This is a genomic window from Thalassovita taeanensis, from assembly GCF_900110775.1.
Taxonomy (GTDB): Bacteria; Pseudomonadota; Alphaproteobacteria; order Rhodobacterales; family Rhodobacteraceae; genus Litorimicrobium; species Litorimicrobium taeanense.
This window is the reverse complement of record NZ_FOEP01000005.1, coordinates 146,893-166,369: the sequence shown is the minus strand read 5'-3', so window position 1 is coordinate 166,369 and position 19,477 is coordinate 146,893. Positions and strand designations below refer to the sequence as shown.

Below are 19,477 nucleotides of genomic sequence, written 5' to 3'. Positions count from 1 at the left end.
GTGCCGCCTCAGCCGTCTTTGCTGTCGCCGCCTTCGGCCTCGGTGCTATAGCGTTTGAGCACGCCGCCTTGGGTCATGAAAAACAAGAACACCGCCGCCGTCAGCCCGAAGGTCTTGAAATACACCCAAGTGTCTGTGCTTTGCGTCCGCCAAATCGCCTCGTTCAGCAGTGCCAGCGCAAAGAAGAACCCCGCCAACCGCCGGGTCAGCACCATCCAGCCCTCGTGACTGATCGGCAAGGCCCCCTCCATCACATCCTGAAGATAGCTTTCGCCGCGCAACAGCCCGATCCCAAGTGCGCCGGCGAACAACAGATAGATCAGCGTCGGCTTCATCTTGAAAAACCGGTCATCATTCAGCCAGACCGACAGCCCGCCAAATACCACGATCAGCAGCAGCGTCACGATCTGCATCTTCGACAGCTTGCCGGTCAGTTTCCACAACAACACGGTGGACAGGATCATCAGTGGAATAAACCCGGCGGTGACAAGGATGAACCCCTCGTATTCGGTGCCACCAATCGTGAACATCCGCTCGCGCGTCAACAGATATGCAGCGAAGAAGACCACGACCGGCCCGATCTCCAGCACGGTTTTCAATATCGGATTGATTGTCTTGCCTGACATACCTGCCTCCTAGCCTCCCATCTCAACTATGACTGCTCCGATGGCGATCAAGGTCATCAGCGCAATCCGGCGTGGTCCAACCGTCTCTTTCAGCACAAGCCAGCCGATCAGCGCCGCAAAAACGGTCGACGTTTCGCGCAACACGGCCGCTTCGCCCACCTTATCCAGCCGGGTGGCCATCATGACGGAGCCAAAGCTGAAAAATGCCACCACCGACCCAATCGCCCCACGCGCCAGCAACGGCAGGGCGTCGGGCGGGTTGAACATACTGCGCCAGCGCAGGAAGGCGAAGAGCGGCATCACCAGCCCCTCGAACAGAAAGAACCACGCCAGAAAGGTGAACGGATTGGTCGAGGCGCGGATGCCATACGCGTCATAGGTCGTATAGAGCGCCACAAACAGACCGGTCGCCACTGCCAGCAGCATCGCCACCCCCAGCGTGTCGCGGTTCAGCTCGAGATACATCATGTTGTACAGCGCCAGACCGAAAATCCCCGCCAACAGCACGGCCACGCCGCCCCATTGCACCCAAGTAAACACCTCGCCAAACAACAGATAGGCACCGATCACGGTGAAAAACGGCCCGGTGCCCCGCACGACAGGGTACACAACCGTATAGGCGCCTTTGGTATAAGCCTGCGCCTGCAACAGCTTATAGCACATATGGATTGCAAAGACGGTGGCAAAGATGGGCCACATATGCGGCTCGGGAAAGGGCACGACAAAAAGCACAAACGGCAGGGCCAGCAGTGAGTTGAACAGATCAACCGACCCGCGCGTCAGCCAGGGATCATGCCGCCCCTTCTGCAACGCGCCGAAAACCGCGTGCAGAAACGCCGCCAGAAGCGCCAGATACATTGCCAGCTGATGTCCGGCGGCCGTCCCCTCCAATCCGGCCAGCCAAGCGGTCATATGACGCGCTGCTCGGCATAGCCAAGGGCGAGGTCGCGCAACCGCTCGACCCGTTCCGAGATGTCGATCTCGCGCCCGTCATAGCCCAGAACCACCTCGCCGCCTGCCGCCTCTTCGGCGTAATAATCGATCAGGACCGACTCCATCGTGTCAATCACGAAGGGCGTGCGATACTTCGGGCGCAGGCACAGATCGTGAATGGTTGGCACCGCGCCCTCAATGTGCATGTCCCACACCAGCCGCCCAAGCCCGACAACCTCGCCGCCGTCGGAAACGACGCATTCGGCATAAAGTATCCGCCCGTCCGGCCAGATTTCATCCGCCGGGGTCACGCCAAGGCGATCCGACCACAGAAGATCATCCACAACCGCATAGAGCGACACGTCATCCCATCCGAGATCGCCGCTCAGTGTTTCATGTATTTCAAGCATCCAGACCCGTCAGCGCCTTTGCAAATTCTTCCGGGTCAAAGGCTTGCAGATCGTCGATCTGCTCGCCTACCCCGATGGCATGGATCGGCAGGCCGAATTTGTCCGCCAATGCCACCAACACACCGCCCTTGGCCGTGCCATCCAGTTTCGTCATGATCAGCCCGGACACATCCGCCAGCTTGCGGAAGGTTTCAACCTGACTCAGGGCGTTCTGCCCCGTGGTCGCATCCAGCACAAGCAAAGTATTGTGTGGTGCGCTGGGATCTTTCTTGCGGATCACGCGCACGATCTTGGCCAACTCCTCCATCAGGTCGGCACGGTTCTGCAACCGTCCTGCGGTATCGATCAGCAACAGATCGGCGCCCTCGGCCTCGGCCTTGGTCATCGCATCGAACGCCAGACTGGCCGGGTCCGAGCCTTCGGGCGCGGTCAGAACCGGCACCCCCGCCCGTTCGCCCCAGACCTGCAACTGCTCTACTGCCGCCGCGCGAAATGTATCGCCCGCCGCAATGATCACTGATTTACCGGCCGCGCGGAACTGGCTTGCCAGCTTACCGATCGTCGTCGTCTTGCCCGAGCCGTTCACCCCAACCACCAGCACCACTTGCGGCACCTTGGGATAGATCGGCAGGGGGCGCGCCACCGGCTCCATGATGCGGGCGATTTCCGCCGCCAGCAGCCCCTTGATCTCTTCCACCGACAGCTTGCGGCCAAACCGGCCTTCGGCGATATTTGCGGTAACCCGCAGCGCCGTATCCACGCCCATGTCAGCCGAGATCAGCAGCTCTTCCAGCTGCTCCAGCATCTCGTCGTCCAGCGCACGGCGCACCACTGGTGCCGCATCTGTCCGCCCGACCAGACGCCCCAGAATTCCCGGCTTGGCTTGTGCGGGCTCGGTTTGGGTCGGCTCATCCGCCACGACCGACTCAGCGGGGGCATCGACAACGGCTTGGCCGCCCTCGTCGACAATCGAATCCAGACCTTCCCCCAACTTCGAGGATGATTTGGTCAGTCGTTGTTTGAGCTTGCCGAAAAAAGACATACGGCCCTCCGCAGGTGTTTGACCTCACCTAGACATTCTTTCCGGCAGTGGAAAGCCCCGTTGCGGATTTGCCTGTGGACAACTCTGCGCCACGACCCTCACTAGATCCGGATAAATCCAGTTATGATAAAGACTTGTGCGACGACATAAAGCGGCCAGATTAAGAAGGGCGTCAGCCGATGAAACCAGCCTCCGGCCAGAACGAACAGGTCCAGCGACAAGATCAGGTCAGAGGCAATGAACAGCAGCGCCCCAACCAGAAGCGTTTCACGCGGCATCGACGGCAACGCAGCCACCGCGCCCATCGTCAGGATCAGCCCGACATAGACGCGCACCGCAGCACGAAGCCCGCCCGTGCGCGACGTCAGCCAGATCTCGGTCGACAGCCCCAGCAACACCAGCGAAGCCACTACGCCAACAGTCACCCCGTCCGGTCCCGCGCCCCAGCCAAAACTGGCCAGAAACGCCACCACATACAGCACATGCCCAAGCGCAAACGCCCCGATCCCCGCTTTCAGCGTGGCTTCTCCGGGCCGCGACAAAAGATAATCACCCAGCACACAGGCCCAAAGCCCGGCAACCGCAAGCCACGGTGCCCCGACCAACGTCACACCAAGAGCAGGCAGCGCGATCGCTGCTGTTTTGATTATGGTCTTGCCCCAGCTTGGCCCGCGCCAGCAATAAACGCCCCAATACAGGCAGGCACAGGCCAGCCCAGCCAAAGCGAAGATCAGCAGTTCGTCATGCATATCGGGGCTTCTCCCATTTTTTCCGCAGTCCGCCGCCTGCGGTGCCCCCTTGCAGCGGGGATTTCCGCCAGTAAGGAAATCGGGGCTTGGCGATGCGCCCGCCCCCGGCCAAGATGATCTTATGAAACATTTTGTTCCACTTCTATTTCTTGCGGTCCCGGCTCAGGCGCAGCAGGCGATGACCGCGACCGAATTCGACAGCTATACCCGTGGCAAGACCTTTTACTATGCCGAAGACAGCCAACCCTATGGTGGAGAAGAATATCTGGACGGCAAGCGCGTGCGGTGGTCCTTTCTGGATGGCAAATGCAAGGAAGGCCAGTGGTTTGAGAGCAATGACCAGATCTGCTTTGTCTATGAAGACAACCCCGACCCGCAATGCTGGAGCTTCTTTGAAAGCGCCGAGGGGCTTGTTGCCCGGTTCGAGAACGATCCCTCGCAAACTGTGCTCTATGAGGTCGGGAAGTCGGATGAGCCGATGGTGTGCCTGGGCCCAGATGTCGGGGTTTGACTTGTCTTTTTCCGTCGAAAATCGCACCACCCTCTCGAAATCCACTCGCGAAATTTCACTTTCACGATAAATCGACGCGTAAACGCACACGATCAAAATCCCATGCAGAGCCTGCCGATCTTTCGCCTGATCTGCCCGAAGATAAATCCACACGAGGCCTAGAATGCTGCTTTTTTCCCTCGCAACCCTGACACCTGCGTTGTTGCTGGCATTGGGCAGCGTCTGGGGTGGGATCTGGATCGGTTTGGCGGTTCTGTTCATCACCGTCTTTGTCTTTGCGATGGACCGGCTGGGGGAAAAGGTCGTGGCGCAGACTGCCTCAAGGGCTGAATTTCCTAGCGGGGACGGGCTGTCGGTGATGCTGGGCCTACTGCACTTGCCGCTTCTGGGGCTGGCGGTCTGGTCTCTCAGTGGGGCAAGTGCCCTGTCGGCGTGGGAAAGGATTGGGCTTTGGGTGGGATACGGGCTGTTCTTCGGCCAAGTTGCGCATCCAAACGCGCATGAGCTGATCCACCGCAGCAATCGCTGGCTGCGGGGCTTGGGGAAGATGGTTTATATCACGCTACTGATCGGCCATCATGCCTCGGCGCACCCGAAGGTCCATCATATTCATGTGGCCACAGATCAGGACCCAAGCTCGGCTCGACTTGGCGAGGGCTTCTGGCGCTTTGCCCGGCGTTCGTGGATCGGTGCGTTTCGGGCAGGATGGCAGGCGGAAACCCGGATGCGTGGGCGACTGTCCCCGCCGCCGCCCGCCTGGAGCCACCCCTATGCCGGGTATATCGGTGGCGCGGTAGCGACGCTTGCGGCGGCATTTGTTTTGGCGCGCGCACCGGGCGTGATCGCGGTTTTGGCGGTTGCCACCTATGCGCAGCTTCAGATGCTGCTGTCGGACTATGTGCAGCACTATGGGTTGCGCCGCCCCCTGCGGGAAGATGGTCGCCCTGAACCTGTCGGCCCGCAACATTCATGGAACACACCACACTGGTTTTCCAGCGCAATGATGCTGAATGCGCCGCGTCATTCCGATCACCACATGCACCCGACGCGGCCCTATCCAGCGCTGCAGTTGGAGGCAACGATGCCCATTCTGCCGCATTCATTGCCGGTAATGGCGGTGATCGCGCTGTGGCCCGGGCTTTGGCGCAGGCTGATGGATCCCCGGACTGTTGCCGTCATGGCGCCTGCGGCGGGCGGCGGCAAAGGGGGCTGACGGCCCCCTCTTGGCCTTTGGCCAATTCACCCCCGTGAGTATTTTGATCAGAAAGAAGCCCGGATCAAAGCAGGCTTCCTTGTTCAGGCGTATCTTTCGGCTTTTTGCGTGGGGGTTTGCCGCCCAGCGTCAGGCGGCCATCGGCGAACTCAATCTCGAGCGATGCGGCCTGAGCTGCGGATTTTTTCGAGGTCACAACATCGCCATCGCCGCGTACAACGGCATAACCGCGCTGCAGGGTTGCCTTATAGCCCAGCGTTTCGCGCAAGCGCTCAAGCGCTTCGATCTGTTTGCTCCAGTTGTCGATCTGTCGCCCGCCGGCATCCGACAGACGCAGCGACAGCCGAAGCAGATCATCGGACTTTCGTTTCAGATCAGCCTTCAGCGGCGCGATGCTCAACCGATCTGCCCGGCGTCCAAGTGCTTCGCGCCGGGCATCCACCACCCGTTGCAGCCCGGTGGGCAAGCGCGGCGCTGTCGCGCTCAGGCGCCGCTTGTCGGCCTCAAGCCCGCGGCGCAGCATGGCCGGGCGGAGCGCGCCTGAGGTGTCGGACAGCCGCACCCGGCGCAACTGCACCGACCGGGTCAAGGCCTGCGGCAAACGCTCGCCCCAGCCATCCAGCCGCTGGCGCGGCCCATCCAGCAGGGCATCGGCCCGTGGCAATGCGCGCGACAAGTCACGTAGGCGCTGGCCACGTTGGCCCACCCCCTGCGTCAGCGCCCGTGTAAGGCGTGCCGATTGAGTTTCCAACCAGCCCAGTAGTTCCATCCGCACCGGCACGGCCAGCTCTGCCGCCGCCGTTGGTGTCGGCGCGCGCATATCGGCGGCATAGTCGATCAGCGTGGTATCGGTCTCGTGCCCAACCGCTGAAATAAGCGGTATCTCGGATTCTGCCGCCGCGCGCACGACCACCTCTTCGTTGAAGCCCCACAGATCCTCGATCGAGCCGCCACCGCGCGCCACGATGATCAGATCGGGCCGGGGCATCGCGCCGCCCGTTGTCATCGCATTGAAGCCGCGAATCGCATTCGCCACCTCTGCCGCGCAGGCCGTGCCCTGCACCGCCACAGGCCAGATCAGCACCTTGCGCGGAAAGCGGTCGCGCAACCGGTGCAAAATATCGCGGATTACCGCCCCCGAGGGCGACGTCACAACGCCGATCACTTCGGGCAGATAGGGTAGCTCTTGCTTACGCGTGGCGTCAAACAGCCCTTCTGCCGCCAGCGCCGCCTTGCGTTTTTCGAGCATCGCCATCAGGGCACCGGCGCCTGCGGGCTTGATATCCTCGATCACGATCTGATATTTTGACTGCCCTGGAAAGGTGGTCAGCCGCCCGGTTGCAATGACCTCCATCCCCTCTTCGGGCAGGGTCGCCAAGCGCCCCGCCACGCCTTTCCAGATCACCCCGGAAATCACCGAACGGTCGTCTTTCAGGTCCAGATACATATGCCCCGAGCGCGGCATAGACACGCGTCCAACCTCGCCCCGGATCCGCACATGCGAAAACTCGCCCTCGATCAGACGCTTCACCGCGCCCGACAACTCGGTCACAGTAAATTCCGGGGCGTTCACGCCAGAGGCGTCATCGTCAATCAGATCGGACATCGGGGGCTTGGCCTATCTTGTGTCTGCGGTTCGGGCACCTTAGAACGCCATGAAACCAAGGCCAAGCGACAAGCGGAGAGATGCGCCATGAATATCCTGATCCTCGGCAGCGGCGGGCGTGAACACAGCATCGCCTGGGCGGTAATGCAGAACCCCAAATGCGACAAGCTGATCGTGGCACCGGGCAACGCCGGGATTGCCGCTATCGCCGATTGTGCCGATCTGGATATCCTGAACGGTGCGGCGGTGGTCAATTTCGCCGAAGAGAACGCCATCGAGTTCGTGATCGTCGGCCCCGAAGCACCCTTGGCCGCCGGTGTCGCTGACCGCCTGCGCGAGGCTGGTGTTCTGGTCTTTGGCCCGTCCGAGGCTGCGGCCCGGCTTGAGGCCAGCAAAAGCTTTACCAAAGAGGTTTGCGACGCCGCGAACGCCCCCACCGCGGGCTATGGCCATTTCACCGATGCCGCTGCCGCCAAGGCCTATATCCAGCAGCAGGGCGCGCCGATTGTGGTCAAGGCCGATGGTCTGGCCGCAGGGAAAGGCGTGATCGTCGCCATGACCGAGGCCGAAGCCTTGGACGCCGTGGACGACATGTTTGGCGGCGAATTTGGCGCGGCCGGGGCCGAGGTGGTGATCGAAGAATTCATGGAGGGCGAAGAAGCCTCCTATTTCGTGCTTTGTGATGGCAAGGACGCGCTGCCGATCGGCACCGCGCAGGACCACAAGCGTGTTGGTGACGGAGATACCGGTCCGAACACCGGCGGCATGGGGGCCTATTCGCCCGCACCCGTTTTGACCGACGAGATCGCGCAAAAGGCGATGGATGAAATCGTCATTCCGACAATGAACGTGATGGCCGCGCGCGGGATGCCCTATCAGGGTGTGCTTTACGTCGGGCTGATGATCAAGGACGGCCAGCCGCGGCTGGTTGAATATAACGTGCGCTTTGGCGATCCGGAATGTCAGGTGCTGATGATGCGTCTGGGCGCGCAAGCGCTGGACCTGATGCAGGCTGCCGCCGAGGGCAGCCTGGCCGAAATGCGGGTGAACTGGGCTGACGATCATGCGATGACGGTGGTGATGGCGGCAAATGGCTATCCCGGCGCCTATGAAAAGGGCAGCGAGATCAAGGGGCTGAACGCCCTTCCCGAGACAAGCTCTGAAATGTGTTTTCATGCCGGCACCTTAGAAAAAGACGGTCAGATCGTCGCCAACGGCGGGCGGGTTCTGAATATCACCGCGCGCGGCGCAACATTGGCCGAAGCGCAAAAGCGCGCCTATGCGATGGTCGACAAGGTTGACTGGCCACAGGGGTTTTGCCGCCGAGATATCGGCTGGCGCGCGTTGTGATCGGGCGGCGCAAGGTTTGCGCAGCTCCGCCGACTGACATAATCTGCCAACGGAAATACAGATGATCAGAAAGGGCCGAGGCCATCAGCGATCCGATTGACATTGATGCGTGCTATCGTGACGGGACCTTCGCCGAGCTGGCCTTCAGCTTTGCTCCGGTCGGGCTGGTGATCACCGAAAACCGGGTGATCCGCGATTGCAATCCTACCTTTGCCCGCATGTTCGGCTATGCCCGCAGCGAACTGCAAAATCAGGTGTTTGCCATCCTGTACCCGACGCAGGAAGAGTTCGTGAACATCCGCAACCGCGGCGTCAAAGAGCTGCGCGAGACCAACAGCTATTGGGACGAACGGGTAATGATGCGCAAGGACGCCTCGTTGTTCTGGTGCCGAGTACGAGGCCACAGCTTTACACAGGACGATCCCTTGGCCCGCGCTGTCTGGAGCTTTGCCGACCTGTCAGGCACCCGCCCCTATCAGCCCCTGACCCGACGCGAGCGCGAGGTATTTTCACTGTTGGGCGAAGGCAAGACCAGCAAGGAAATCGCGCTCAATCTAGGCATGTCCTATCGCACGGTCGAGGTGCACCGCGCCCGCCTGCTGCGCAAATTCGGCGCCAGCAACACCGCAGGGCTGTTCCAGTCTCTGGGCGGGATCAGTGGCGCGCATGTGGTCAGTGCGCCCGGCTGAGGCTCAAAGCGGGCGACACGCCAACGCGCTGTTCAGACTTTCGGGCCCCGTGTAGCGCCCAAGCACCCGCATCTGCGTGTTGTGCCCGTCAAACCGGGTGGCCACCACATGCGACCAATCCGCATCGGCGGTAATCACCTCGGTATTCCCGGCACAGTGGCGTATCCCGCCAGAAATGCTTTTCTCGCCGAAACGGTGGTTAGTCACGTCGGGCTGATCGGCGATGTGGGTCAGCGCCCCCTTCTCGAGCCGCCAGATTCGCAGGGTTTTCGCCAGATGCGGTCGGTCGACATAGGCAATCTCGATCCGCCCATCGCCATCCAGATCCGCCGCACCAAGTTGCGCCAGCCAGCGATTGCGCTGCCCGATGAAGGGCGTGGCAGCGATACGTGTCACACGGGCGCCGCGCCGCGCGTAAATTGCCAAGCGCGCGCCCTTGCTGCGGTGGCTTTCCACCGTCAGCACCTCAGGCTCGCCATCGCCATCCAGATCCGCAAGGATCGGCGCGACATCCTCGAACACCAGTTCTTGTGGCAGTACGATCGTCGAAGTGCTCAGCCCCGCCCGACACGGCATTTTCAGCGCAATCGACACGGACAAAGCGCCCCATTCCCACGGGTCACCCAATGCACCATGCGGGTATCGGTCGGTCGCGCTGGTATACGTGGCGCCGCTGATGCCCCCGATGCAGTTCACCGGCACCGGGGTCTGCGCTATCGCTGGGCCACATGGTCCCAGCAGAAAAACGGCAACCAAACAGGACCAGAGGGCCCCCTGTCGCCGCCTCTGCATCAGATCTGTTTTTCCGGCATCTGCACAATCAGGCCATCCAACGCATCGGTAACCTTGATCTGGCAGGTCAGGCGCGAGCGAACAGGATCGGGCTGATAAGCGAAATCAAGCATGTCCTCTTCCATGTCGTCCTTACCGGGCAGCTTTTCCACCCACGCAGGATCAATGTAAACATGACAGGTCGAACAGGCGCAGGCCCCGCCGCAATCGGCCTCGATCCCCGGAATATTGTTGTCGCGCGCGCCTTCCATGACCGTCAGGCCATTGGCCACGTCGACCACATGCTCTGTCCCATTATGCTCGACATAGGTGATTTTCGCCATGCTGGCCGTCTCCTGTTTCCTGCAATCGCTATATTCAGCCCTGTTCCTAGCCAAGCCTGCCCGCCTGTACCAGTCCCTTTTGCGTGAGACACGATATCCGGCGCGCCCTGTGGCTGGGCTTTGTCAGCCTGATCGCAGCATTTCGGGCGGGTTCCCAAGGCCCCGCCGGTCCGGGTTGATCTGCTTCCCCCGGCCCAGAAAACCCGTTAGAGTAGCCTTATATTTGCAGATCGTCGTGAGAGCCTTGGTATATGACCCGACCCCGCCTTTCCGCCATTGCGGCGCTTAGCCTTATTGTGGCGGGCTGCGATACGGCGTTGCCCCTCTCCGATCTGACAGAGCCACAGGTCAGCCGCCGCATGGAAATGGCCCCCCCCGGCGCGGCGCCCGGCACATGCTGGGGCAAGCACATTACCCCCGCAATCGTGGAAACCGCGACCGAACAGATTTTGCTGCAACCAGCCGAGGTCACGGCCGACGGCACCCTGCGCCATCCCGCGATGTACAAGACCGAAACCCATCAAGCCATCGTGCGCGAGCGCAAGGAAACTTGGTTTGAAACCCCCTGCGATCCGACGATGACCGCCGAATTCATCGCCTCACTGCAACGCGCGCTTCAGGCGCGCGGCCTATATCGCGGGGCAGTCACGGGCGAGATGGACAGCCGCACCCGTGCCGCCGTGCGCAAATACCAGAAACCTCAGGGACTGGATTCCGGTATTCTGTCGCTGGCTGCGGCACGCAAACTGGGGCTGATTGCCGTACCGCGCACCACAGGGTGATCATTCGCTGATCTCCATCTGCAGAACAGAAAAAGGCACCCCAACGGGTGCCTTTTGTGTTTTACAAACCGGATGGGCTTAGCCGTTGAGTGAGATTGCCACAAATCGCGGTTCGCCTGCGCGGCGCACTAGAAGCAGCAAGGACTTGCGCCCAGCTTCTTTCGCCTCGGCCACGCGATCCTCCAGATCCTGGACCGTGGTCAGCTTCTGCTGCCCCGCCTCGGTGATCAGATCGCCCGCACGCAGTCCCTTCTCATAGGCTTCGGTGCTTTCGTCCACATCCATCACCACAAGGCCCGTAGCCGTGGTCGGCAATTGCAGCTCTTTGCCCAGTTCCTTGGTTACCGGGCTGAGCGTCAGCCCAAGGACCTCGGTCGGCGCGGCAGGCGCGTCATCCTGCGGCTGAGCCACCGGAATGGCTTCGGCCTCTTCCCGGCGCCCCAGCGCGATCTTGAGCGTCACAGTCTTTCCGTCACGGAACACGACCACCCGCACAGCTTTGCCCACGTCGGTATTGCCGACCTGACGCACCAGAGCCCGTGTGTCGGCGACCTCAACCCCGTCAAAGCTCACAATCACATCGCCCTGCATCATGCCACCATCCTTGGCGGGGCCATCCGGCACATCCGTCACCAGCGCGCCTGCAGCCTTGGTCAGCTGCATCGCTTCGGCGACATCATCGGTCACGTCCTGAATGCGCACGCCCAACCAACCACGACGCGTCTCGCCGAACTCTTTCAGCTGATCCACGACCCGGCTGACCACGTTCGAGGCCATCGAAAAGCCGATCCCGATCGAGCCACCATTGGGCGACAGGATCGCGGTGTTCACGCCAACCACGTTGCCATCCATATCAAACAACGGCCCGCCCGAGTTGCCCCGGTTGATCGCAGCGTCGGTCTGAATATAGTCGTCATAGCTGCCGGACAGCGCCCGGTTGCGCGCAGAAACGATTCCGGCAGAAACCGAAAAGCCCTGCCCAAGCGGGTTGCCCATTGCCATGACCCAATCGCCCACGCGGGCGGTGTCACTGTCGCCGAAATTCACATACGGCAGCGGCTTGTCAGCCTCGACCTTCAGCAGCGCGATATCGGTGTTGGGATCAGTGCCGACAACCTTCGCCTCAAGCTCTTCTCCCGAGAAAAACTCGATCACGATCTCATCAGCGCTTTCGATAACGTGGTTGTTGGTGACGATATACCCATCCTCGGAAATCACGAAACCCGAACCAAGCGCAGACGAGCGGCGCGGCCGGTCACCGTTGCCGTTGTTGCGGTCCTGAAATTCGCGAAAGAAGTCCTCGAACGGGCTGCCCTCGGGCACGATCGGGTTTGGCCCGGCCTGCCCGGCAACGACGGTCGTGGTGGTAATATTGACGACTGAGGGGCTGATTTTATCGGCGAGGTCGGCCAGACTGTCGGGGCGCGCAGTGGCCTGCATGGCCTGCGCCAGCACCAGAGCCGTTGCCAAAAAGCCCATCCAGACCGCTTTGAGCGCGCCGGGGTTGCGGGTGGGGATCGAAACTGCCTGACTGTTCACTCCCGTCTCTCCTTATTATCCTGCGGTGTGCGCATCCCGACCGGTCACGGACCGGGGTGTCTGCGTTACCATCCATGCAGGACAGCAAATGTGCAACTCAAAGCCGGTCTCGTTCACTCAATAGGCCGTGATTTGCCGGTGATCTTGCGACAAAACACAGGCGTCAGCATGCTCGGACGCGGCAGAGCCGCCGGCGGGGATATTTGCATAATGTGAAAGTTAGGTTAAGCGCCCAAAGATTTTGCAATCCAGACCAGAAAGACACCCAGCGCCAGCGCCAGCAGTCCCAGATTGCGCCGGGTCGTTTCGGGCAAGGCGCGCAGCGCCTCCAGCAGTTGCTCGACAAGCGAAGGGGCCAGCGCATAGGCCAGCCCCTCGACAATCAATACAAGCCCAAGGGCAAGAGCCGCAGTTGCGATCATTCTGCCGCGCGGTCCGATTTGAAGTAGTTGAAAAACTCGCTGTCCGGGGTCATCACCATCGACGAATTCTCGCCCGACAGAGCGTTTTCGTAAGCTTGAAGCGAGCGGTAGAAGGCGAAGAATTCGGGGTCGGCCCCAAATGCCTCGGCGAAGACTGCGTTACGACGGGCATCTGCTTCACCGCGTGCGACCTGCGCTTCGCGCTCGGCCTCGGACAGGGTTTCCACCACGGTCCGGTCTGCCAGCGCGCGCACCCGCTGTGCGGCTTCGTTACCGCGGGCGATCTCGTCGGCCGCTTCACGTTCGCGTTCAGCCCGCATCCTTGCAAAGGTTGCTTCGAGGTTCTGCGACGGCAGGTTGGTCTGTTTCAGCCGCACGTCAATGACGTCCAGCCCCAATCCGCGCGCCGAAGCCCGCGCCTGATCACGGATCCGGGTCATCAGCACCCGGCGGTCCGACGACAAGATCGTGTCCGACGTAACCTGATCGGCGCCCAGAACTTCGCGGATCTGCGCGTTGAGGATCGACTTCAGCCGGTCCTCGGCCACGCGCAACCCGCCGACGCCAACGGCCTGACGGAACTGCACCACATCCGAAATCCGGTAGCGTGCGAAGGCATCAACAACCAGACGGCGATCATCCGATGGCGTCACCTCGATGGTTTCGGTATCCAGCGACAGGATGCGGTCGTCATAGGTCACGACCTCCTGGATCAACGGGATCTTGAAGCTCAGACCAGGGTTTTCCTTCACGGCCTTGATCTGACCGAATTGCAGTACCAGCGCCTTTTCGCGCTCGTCCACGACGAAAACCGACGACAAAAACACCACAAGGGCGATCACGACTGCGGGGATAAGAAGTGTTGTCTTGCGCATGATCTTAGTTCCCCTGTCCGGTCGGGCGACGCAGTTCGTTCAGCGGCAGGTAGGGCACGACCCCAGAGCCGCCTTCGCCGCCCACAAGCGCGTTGTCGAGGATCGTCTTATCGACACTGCCCAGCACCTTTTCCATCGTTTCCAGATAGAGCCGTTTGCGGGTCACATCCTCGGCCTTTTTGTATTCTGTAAGCACAGACGTAAATCGGGCAGCTTCACCCAGCGCCTCGTTCACGACCTGCGCGCGATACGCCTCGGACTGTTCCAGCTTTTGCGCAGCCTCACCGCGCGCCTCGGCCAGAACCTTGTTGGCATAGGCGTCAGCCTGACGCTGCAAGCGGTCACGCTCCTGCTCAGCGGCCTGCACTTCGCGGAAACTGTTGATCACCTCTTTCGGCGGATCAGCCTTTTCAAGGTTTACCCGCACAATGGAAATCCCGCTTTCATACTCGTCCAACGTCGCTTGGATTCTCTCCATCGCCGTGTCAGCAATCAAACCGCGATCTCGGTTCAGGATCGGCGCCAGATTCGAAGCTGCAATGATTTCACGCATGACCGATTCAGACACCGCCTGTACCGTCAATTTCGGATCACGGATGTTAAACAGCAGTTTGGCTGGGTCGTTGATGTTCCACACCACTTGGAAATCAATATCCACGATGTTGGCATCCGTGGTCAGCATCAGACCGGTGTCCTGACCGCTGCGCGCAAGGCCCACGTTTTCGGTCCGTTCCGAGGTCACATTCACCACCTCGGCCGTCACAACAGGCCATGGCGCAAAGTTCAGCCCCGGATTGCCCGTCGCATTGTATTTACCAAGCAACAGCTCGACCGACTGCTCTTCGGGCTTGACGGTATAGAAACTGGCCACGCCCCACAGCACCACAGCCGCAAGAAGCCCAAGCCCCACCGTGCCACGGGTCAGCATCGGCCCACCAGAGCCACCTGTGCCGCCACCAGAGCCACGATTGCCGCCACGCCCGCCCATGAGCACACGCAGCTGTTCCTGGCCTTTTTTCACCAGATCGTCGATCTCAGGGATTTGCGGCCCGTCATTCTGCGGGCGTCGCCCACCTTCATTGCCGCGGCGATCATCATCACCCCTGTTGCCGCCGCCGCCCCATGGGCCGCCCGAATTCCCTGCCATTGACCTGTGTTCTCCTCATTTATCCCTGATCGTCAGCTTGCCTTAAACCTGTGCAATCTGACGCAAATTTCAAGCCTTATGCGCGTCGCACAGGCGCTTTCATGGTGACGATTTCTTCGGACATGGTCGGATGCACCGCCACGGTCCGGTCGAAATCTTCCTTTGTTGCGCCCATCTTGACCGCAATTCCTGCTAGCTGAATCATCTCGCCGGCACCCGGTGCCACGATGTGGCAGCCCAGCACCCGCCGTGTATCGGCGCAGATCACCAGCTTCATCATCACCCGGTCGGGCCGTCCGGCAAAGGCCGTCTGCATCGGTTTGAACGAGGTGCAATAGACCTCGATCGGCCCTTTATCGCGCGCCTCTTCCTCGCTCATCCCCACAGTTCCCATCTCGGGCTGAGTGAAAATCGCGGTCGGGATCAGCTCGTGATCAGGCTTGGTCGGATTGCCTTTGAACACCGTTTCAACGAATGCCATGCCCTCGCGGATCGCCACCGGTGTCAGATTCACCCGGTCGGTTACATCACCGATCGCATAGATCGACGGCACCGCGGTCTGGCTATAGTCATCCACTAGAACCTGCCCCCCGCGACCCAGCTTGACGCCCACGGCCTCAAGCCCCATCGCGTCGGTGTTGGGGCTGCGGCCTGTGGCAAACAGCACCTGATCAAACACGCGCTCGTCACCGTTGGTCGCCACCACCCGAATACGGCCCGAAGCATCCCGCGCCATCGAAAGAATATTGGTGCCCAGATGCAGATCAACACCGTTCTGGCGCATTTCTTCCGCCACGAGCCCGCGCGCTTCGTCATCAAAGCCGCGCAACACCTGCGCCCCGCGATAATACTGCGTCACATCAACGCCCAACCCGTTCAGGATCCCGGCGAATTCGCACGCGATATACCCACCGCCAAGGATCAGCATAGTCCCCGGCAACTGCTCCATGTGGAAAATATCGTTCGAGGTGATCGCAAGATCCGCCCCCGGAATCTCGGGCTTCACCGGCTGCCCGCCCATCGCCAACAGGATATGCTTGGCGGTCTTGCGCTCGCCGGTCGACAGCTCAACCGTATGCGCATCCACCACCGTGGCCCGCGCATCGAAGCTTTCGACACCAGCGTTTTTCAGCAGATTGCGGTAGATTCCTTCCAGTCGGTCCAGCTCGGCATGGAGTTTGGTCTTGAACGCGCCCCAGTTGAAGCCAGCGTTAACCATATCCCAGCCATAGGCGCGCGCTTCGTCCACCATGCCGGGGAATTCGCTGGCAAACACCATCAGCTTCTTCGGCACGCAGCCACGGATCACGCATGTCCCGCCATAGCGGTCTTCCTCGGCCAGTGCCACTTTGGCACCGGTTTCGCTTGCCGCCACCCGTGCGGCGCGCACGCCGCCCGAACCGCCGCCGATCACAAACAGATCATAGTCAAACGTCATCAGCGCCCTCACTCCGTCAAATCAGTGAACAGGTTGTCGGACTCAGCAAAATCCAGCCGACCGTTCTCGACCGTACCGTCATTGATGTCACGAACCTGCACGCGGCCATCGCCATACCCGATAATAACCGTATCACAGATATCTATGAACAGCCCGTTTTCAACCACACCCGGCACTTGATTCAACACCATCGCCACCTGACGTGGATTGCCGATCCGGCTCAGATGCAGATCCAGAATGTGGTTGCCCTCATCTGTCACAAACGGATGATCGCCGATCATCCGCAGCGTCGTATTGCGCCCCAGAACATCCATCGAGATCAGCATTTCCTCGACCAGCGCCTTTGTGGTCTGCCAGCCAAACGGGATCACTTCGACCGGCAACGGGAACGCGCCCAGCGTTTCAACCTCTTTGCCGACATCCGCGATGACGATCATCTGATCGCTGGCGGTGGCCACGATCTTTTCTTGCAACAACGCCCCGCCGCCGCCCTTGATCAGGTTCAGATCGCCATCGAACTCGTCCGCTCCGTCGATCGTCACGTCCAGCCAGCGCGCTTCATCCAGGCTGATCACTTCGATCCCTACGTCACGCGCCAACGCGGCCGTGCGGGTCGAGGTCGGAACGCCTTTGATCTTCAGCCCCTCATCACGCACCAACTCGCCCAGGCAGCGCACCATCCAAGCGGCGGTTGACCCGGTCCCAAGGCCAACACGCATCCCGTCTTCCACAAAATCCACTGCCCGCTTGGCAGCGACAAATTTGGCCTTATCAATAGGCGAAAGCTCTCCGGTCATTGCGGCGACTCCGTTGATTGCGCCCCGCTTATAGGAAAGTTGCGCGCGAGGTGCGAGGGGGAAGCGGCGCAAATCCGCGTTTCGGAAGTGAAAGGTCGCTTTTTGACTGCCGACCCAGCCCTGCATGGATAAAGCTGCCGCATGGATACGCCCTATCGCCTGCACTATGCACCTGACAACGCATCGCTGATCGTCCGGCTGGCGCTGGAGGAAACAGGTGTGCCCTATACAACTGTTCTGGTGGACCGCCGTGCGCAGGCGCAACGCGCGCCCGCCTATCGGGCGCTTAATCCCAATGGGCTGATCCCCGTGCTGGAAACCCCACAGGGGCCACTGTTCGAGACCGCCGCGATCCTTCTGTGGTTAACTGAAACCCATGCCGCGCTGGCCCCGCAACCCGGCACAGACGCGCGTGGCGCCTTTCTTAAGTGGTTGTTTTTCATCTCGAACACCCTGCATGCCGAACTACGGATGCTGTTCTATCCTCAGAAATACGTCGGACCGGACGCTGCCGCGCAAACCGCCCTCAGCATCTCCCTGCGCCACAGCCTGATGCGCCACCTGAGCACCCTCGAGCACCTTGCCGCCAGCCAGCCGGGATATTTCGCCAGTCAAATTATTACCGTGCTCGACCTTTACATCGCGGTCTGCCTAAGATGGATGGCGCTGTACCCCGTGGCCACCGTGGGCTGGCTCACGCTTGAGCGCTTGCCGCAGCTGCACGCGCTGACCCGGCGCATCGAACAGCGTGCATCAAGCCGCGCCGCCATCATCGCCGAGGGGCTGGGCACAACGCCGTTTTCCGCCCCCTCGTACCCAAATCCACCCGAAGGATCGGCCATATAATGTTTTTGTCTATCTTCGAGATGTTCAAGGTCGGCATCGGCCCATCCTCGTCCCACACAATGGGGCCGATGGTCGCCGCCGGGCGGTTCCTGCAAATGATGCGCGCCTCGCCCTTCGTGTTCCACGGCGTGCGCGCCTCGCTGCATGGCAGTCTGGCCTTTACCGGCGTCGGCCATGCCACCGACCGCGCCACGATTCTGGGGCTGTCTGGCTTCCTGCCTGACACCTATGACCACCCAGCCGCCGAAGCCACGCTGGCGGCGATCAAAGCCACAAAGACGGTCACACCCCACGACCTGCCGCCGCTGCAGTTCGACCCCGACCACGACCTGACCTTTGATTACGGCCCCGCCCTGCCCGGCCACGCCAACGGGATGATCCTTATGGCCACCGACGCGCAGGGCGACGTGATCCTGCAGGAGACCTTCTATTCCATCGGCGGCGGCTTTGTGATGACCGCTGATGAACTGGCGGCAGGCAAGGCCACGGATGACGGCCCGCCCGTGCCGTTCCCGTTCAAATCCGCTGCAGAAATGCTGACGATGGCCCGCGCCTCGGGCAAAAGCATCGCCGAGATGAAAGCCGCCAACGAACTGTCGCGCGGCAGCAATCAGGCCCTGTCAGCCGGAATTACCCGGATCTGGCAGGTGATGAATGCCTGCATCGACCGGGGCCTGACCACCGATGGCATTTTGCCCGGCGGTCTGGGCGTCAAACGCCGCGCCAAGGCGATCCACGCGGCATTGCTGGCCGAGCGCGGCCTGAACCTGACTGCGCCGCATGTGATCAACGACTGGATGAGCGCCTATGCCATGGCAGTGAACGAGGAAAACGCCGCTGGCGGGCAGGTCGTGACCGCGCCGACCAATGGTGCGGCGGGGGTTGTGCCTGCGGTGATCCGCTATTGGTTGGATCATGTGCCCGGCGCCACCGCCACCCGCGTGGACGAGTTTCTGCTGACCGCCGCCGCCATCGGCGGGCTGGTGAAATACAACGCCTCGATCTCAGGAGCCGAGGCTGGATGTCAGGCCGAGGTCGGCAGCGCCGCCGCCATGGCTGCCTCTGGCCTGTGCGCCGTGATGGGCGGCACGCCCGAGCAGATTGAAAATGCAGCGGAAATTGCGCTGGAACACCATCTGGGCATGACCTGCGATCCGGTGCGCGGACTGGTGCAGGTGCCCTGCATCGAGCGCAACGGGCTGGGCGCGATCAAGGCGGTATCCGCGGCCAGCCTCGCACTGCGCGGAGATGGCACCCATCTGGTGCCGCTGGACGCCTGTATCGAAACCATGCGCCAGACCGGTCAGGACATGAGCGAGAAATACAAGGAAACCTCGCTTGGTGGGCTGGCGGTGAATGTGCCCAATTGTTGAGCCTGTGTTCTGAC

At 61.2% G+C, this 19,477-nt stretch carries 21 protein-coding genes; 7 read left to right on the top strand and 14 right to left on the bottom strand.

Features of this window, described 5'->3' with window-relative positions; all coding sequences use genetic code 11:
- Nucleotides 1–8: 8 nt before the first annotated feature.
- The 5 genes from BSF79_RS09305 to BSF79_RS09285 all read right to left on the bottom strand — a co-directional run bounded on the left by BSF79_RS09305 (nt 9) and on the right by BSF79_RS09285 (nt 3,760).
- Nucleotides 9–626 (bottom strand): inner membrane-spanning protein YciB, encoded by a 618-nt coding sequence (locus tag BSF79_RS09305; protein ID WP_090269618.1) that lies wholly within the window; start codon nt 624–626, stop codon nt 9–11.
- A gap of 9 nt (nt 627–635) precedes the next feature.
- Entirely contained in the window at nt 636–1,538 is a 903-nt protein-coding gene (locus BSF79_RS09300; RefSeq protein ID WP_090269617.1) for an EamA family transporter, read from the bottom strand.
- The gene (locus BSF79_RS09295) at nt 1,535–1,969 is read right to left on the bottom strand and encodes a hypothetical protein (protein ID WP_090269616.1); all 435 of its coding nucleotides are present in this window, start codon (nt 1,967–1,969) and stop codon (nt 1,535–1,537) included. The genes BSF79_RS09300 and BSF79_RS09295 overlap by 4 nt, the downstream gene beginning before the upstream one ends.
- A complete protein-coding gene (ftsY, locus tag BSF79_RS09290; RefSeq protein WP_090269615.1) occupies nt 1,962–3,011 on the bottom strand; it encodes a signal recognition particle-docking protein FtsY in 1,050 nt (349 codons plus the stop codon). The genes BSF79_RS09295 and ftsY overlap by 8 nt, the downstream gene beginning before the upstream one ends.
- A 101-nt stretch (nt 3,012–3,112) precedes the next feature.
- Complete coding sequence (locus BSF79_RS09285; protein WP_090269614.1) at nt 3,113–3,760, bottom strand: lysoplasmalogenase family protein; 648 nt, start codon at nt 3,758–3,760, stop codon at nt 3,113–3,115.
- 121 nt (nt 3,761–3,881) lie between these two features.
- Here BSF79_RS09285 and BSF79_RS09280 point away from each other — a divergent pair, with 121 nt between their 5' ends.
- Both BSF79_RS09280 and BSF79_RS09275 read left to right on the top strand, forming a co-directional pair.
- The gene (locus BSF79_RS09280) at nt 3,882–4,271 is read left to right on the top strand and encodes a hypothetical protein (protein ID WP_090269613.1); all 390 of its coding nucleotides are present in this window, start codon (nt 3,882–3,884) and stop codon (nt 4,269–4,271) included.
- 163 nt (nt 4,272–4,434) lie between these two features.
- Nucleotides 4,435–5,484 carry an alkane 1-monooxygenase gene (locus BSF79_RS09275; RefSeq protein WP_090269612.1) on the top strand — a complete coding sequence of 350 codons (1,050 nt, stop codon included), beginning with the start codon at nt 4,435–4,437 and terminating at the stop codon, nt 5,482–5,484.
- A 64-nt stretch (nt 5,485–5,548) separates the two neighbouring features.
- Here BSF79_RS09275 and xseA read toward each other — a convergent pair whose 3' ends face one another.
- Nucleotides 5,549–7,090 carry an exodeoxyribonuclease VII large subunit gene (xseA, locus tag BSF79_RS09270; protein ID WP_090269611.1) on the bottom strand — a complete coding sequence of 514 codons (1,542 nt, stop codon included), beginning with the start codon at nt 7,088–7,090 and terminating at the stop codon, nt 5,549–5,551.
- Between the two features lie 87 nt (nt 7,091–7,177).
- On the opposite strand from xseA, the gene purD reads away from it, so the two are divergent.
- Together purD and BSF79_RS09260 are read left to right on the top strand one after the other, a co-directional pair.
- The gene (gene purD, locus BSF79_RS09265; protein ID WP_090269610.1) at nt 7,178–8,440 is read left to right on the top strand and encodes a phosphoribosylamine--glycine ligase; all 1,263 of its coding nucleotides are present in this window, start codon (nt 7,178–7,180) and stop codon (nt 8,438–8,440) included.
- 83 nt (nt 8,441–8,523) lie between these two features.
- Nucleotides 8,524–9,129, top strand: coding sequence for a PAS and helix-turn-helix domain-containing protein (locus tag BSF79_RS09260; RefSeq protein ID WP_245776367.1), 606 nt, complete (start codon nt 8,524–8,526; stop codon nt 9,127–9,129).
- A gap of 3 nt (nt 9,130–9,132) precedes the next feature.
- Here BSF79_RS09260 and BSF79_RS09255 read toward each other — a convergent pair whose 3' ends face one another.
- Complete coding sequence (locus BSF79_RS09255; protein ID WP_245776364.1) at nt 9,133–9,831, bottom strand: FG-GAP repeat domain-containing protein; 699 nt, start codon at nt 9,829–9,831, stop codon at nt 9,133–9,135.
- An 89-nt stretch (nt 9,832–9,920) separates the two neighbouring features.
- Nucleotides 9,921–10,244, bottom strand: coding sequence for a 2Fe-2S iron-sulfur cluster-binding protein (locus BSF79_RS09250; protein ID WP_090269608.1), 324 nt, complete (start codon nt 10,242–10,244; stop codon nt 9,921–9,923).
- A 251-nt stretch (nt 10,245–10,495) separates the two neighbouring features.
- Between BSF79_RS09250 and BSF79_RS09245 the strand changes: the two genes are divergently transcribed.
- Nucleotides 10,496–11,026, top strand: coding sequence for a peptidoglycan-binding domain-containing protein (locus BSF79_RS09245; RefSeq protein ID WP_090269607.1), 531 nt, complete (start codon nt 10,496–10,498; stop codon nt 11,024–11,026).
- Nucleotides 11,027–11,104: 78 nt separating this feature from the next.
- On the opposite strand, the gene BSF79_RS09240 is transcribed toward BSF79_RS09245, so the two are convergent.
- From BSF79_RS09240 to rpiA, 6 genes are all read right to left on the bottom strand, one after another.
- Complete coding sequence (locus BSF79_RS09240) at nt 11,105–12,505, bottom strand: Do family serine endopeptidase (protein WP_090269707.1); 1,401 nt, start codon at nt 12,503–12,505, stop codon at nt 11,105–11,107.
- Between the two features lie 284 nt (nt 12,506–12,789).
- Nucleotides 12,790–12,987 (bottom strand): DUF2065 domain-containing protein, encoded by a 198-nt coding sequence (locus BSF79_RS09235; protein WP_175545295.1) that lies wholly within the window; start codon nt 12,985–12,987, stop codon nt 12,790–12,792.
- A complete protein-coding gene (gene hflC / locus BSF79_RS09230; protein ID WP_090269606.1) occupies nt 12,984–13,862 on the bottom strand; it encodes a protease modulator HflC in 879 nt (292 codons plus the stop codon). The genes BSF79_RS09235 and hflC overlap by 4 nt, the downstream gene beginning before the upstream one ends.
- Nucleotides 13,863–13,866: 4 nt before the next feature.
- Complete coding sequence (hflK, locus tag BSF79_RS09225; RefSeq protein ID WP_090269605.1) at nt 13,867–15,009, bottom strand: FtsH protease activity modulator HflK; 1,143 nt, start codon at nt 15,007–15,009, stop codon at nt 13,867–13,869.
- A 76-nt stretch (nt 15,010–15,085) separates the two neighbouring features.
- On the bottom strand, nt 15,086–16,447 hold the full coding sequence (gene gor, locus BSF79_RS09220) for a glutathione-disulfide reductase (protein ID WP_090269604.1): 1,362 nt from the start codon (nt 16,445–16,447) through the stop codon (nt 15,086–15,088).
- Between the two features lie 8 nt (nt 16,448–16,455).
- Nucleotides 16,456–17,244, bottom strand: coding sequence for a ribose-5-phosphate isomerase RpiA (gene rpiA, locus BSF79_RS09215; protein WP_090269603.1), 789 nt, complete (start codon nt 17,242–17,244; stop codon nt 16,456–16,458).
- A 141-nt stretch (nt 17,245–17,385) separates the two neighbouring features.
- On the opposite strand from rpiA, the gene BSF79_RS09210 reads away from it, so the two are divergent.
- Both BSF79_RS09210 and BSF79_RS09205 read left to right on the top strand, forming a co-directional pair.
- The gene (locus BSF79_RS09210) at nt 17,386–18,090 is read left to right on the top strand and encodes a glutathione S-transferase family protein (RefSeq protein ID WP_090269602.1); all 705 of its coding nucleotides are present in this window, start codon (nt 17,386–17,388) and stop codon (nt 18,088–18,090) included.
- Entirely contained in the window at nt 18,090–19,463 is a 1,374-nt protein-coding gene (locus BSF79_RS09205) for an L-serine ammonia-lyase (protein ID WP_090269601.1), read from the top strand. Before BSF79_RS09210 ends, BSF79_RS09205 begins: the two co-directional genes overlap by 1 nt.
- Nucleotides 19,464–19,477: the final 14 nt, after the last annotated feature.

What these genes read in the sequence shown, in the direction of transcription:
- BSF79_RS09205 (WP_090269601.1), top strand. Translation starts at nt 18,090, where the DNA reads ATGTTTTTGTCTATCTTCGAGATGTTCAAGGTCGGCATCGGCCCATCC.
- rpiA (WP_090269603.1), bottom strand. Translation starts at nt 17,244, where the DNA reads ATGACCGGAGAGCTTTCGCCTATTGATAAGGCCAAATTTGTCGCTGCC.
- BSF79_RS09285 (WP_090269614.1), bottom strand. Translation starts at nt 3,760, where the DNA reads ATGCATGACGAACTGCTGATCTTCGCTTTGGCTGGGCTGGCCTGTGCC.
- BSF79_RS09300 (WP_090269617.1), bottom strand. Translation starts at nt 1,538, where the DNA reads ATGACCGCTTGGCTGGCCGGATTGGAGGGGACGGCCGCCGGACATCAG.
- BSF79_RS09275 (WP_090269612.1), top strand. Translation starts at nt 4,435, where the DNA reads ATGCTGCTTTTTTCCCTCGCAACCCTGACACCTGCGTTGTTGCTGGCA.
- gor (WP_090269604.1), bottom strand. Translation starts at nt 16,447, where the DNA reads ATGACGTTTGACTATGATCTGTTTGTGATCGGCGGCGGTTCGGGCGGC.
- hflK (WP_090269605.1), bottom strand. Translation starts at nt 15,009, where the DNA reads ATGGCAGGGAATTCGGGCGGCCCATGGGGCGGCGGCGGCAACAGGGGT.
- BSF79_RS09305 (WP_090269618.1), bottom strand. Translation starts at nt 626, where the DNA reads ATGTCAGGCAAGACAATCAATCCGATATTGAAAACCGTGCTGGAGATC.
- BSF79_RS09240 (WP_090269707.1), bottom strand. Translation starts at nt 12,505, where the DNA reads ATGGGCTTTTTGGCAACGGCTCTGGTGCTGGCGCAGGCCATGCAGGCC.
- BSF79_RS09295 (WP_090269616.1), bottom strand. Translation starts at nt 1,969, where the DNA reads ATGCTTGAAATACATGAAACACTGAGCGGCGATCTCGGATGGGATGAC.
- xseA (WP_090269611.1), bottom strand. Translation starts at nt 7,090, where the DNA reads ATGTCCGATCTGATTGACGATGACGCCTCTGGCGTGAACGCCCCGGAA.
- BSF79_RS09235 (WP_175545295.1), bottom strand. Translation starts at nt 12,987, where the DNA reads ATGATCGCAACTGCGGCTCTTGCCCTTGGGCTTGTATTGATTGTCGAG.
- purD (WP_090269610.1), top strand. Translation starts at nt 7,178, where the DNA reads ATGAATATCCTGATCCTCGGCAGCGGCGGGCGTGAACACAGCATCGCC.
- BSF79_RS09250 (WP_090269608.1), bottom strand. Translation starts at nt 10,244, where the DNA reads ATGGCGAAAATCACCTATGTCGAGCATAATGGGACAGAGCATGTGGTC.
- BSF79_RS09280 (WP_090269613.1), top strand. Translation starts at nt 3,882, where the DNA reads ATGAAACATTTTGTTCCACTTCTATTTCTTGCGGTCCCGGCTCAGGCG.
- BSF79_RS09245 (WP_090269607.1), top strand. Translation starts at nt 10,496, where the DNA reads ATGACCCGACCCCGCCTTTCCGCCATTGCGGCGCTTAGCCTTATTGTG.
- ftsY (WP_090269615.1), bottom strand. Translation starts at nt 3,011, where the DNA reads ATGTCTTTTTTCGGCAAGCTCAAACAACGACTGACCAAATCATCCTCG.
- hflC (WP_090269606.1), bottom strand. Translation starts at nt 13,862, where the DNA reads ATGCGCAAGACAACACTTCTTATCCCCGCAGTCGTGATCGCCCTTGTG.
- BSF79_RS09210 (WP_090269602.1), top strand. Translation starts at nt 17,386, where the DNA reads ATGGATACGCCCTATCGCCTGCACTATGCACCTGACAACGCATCGCTG.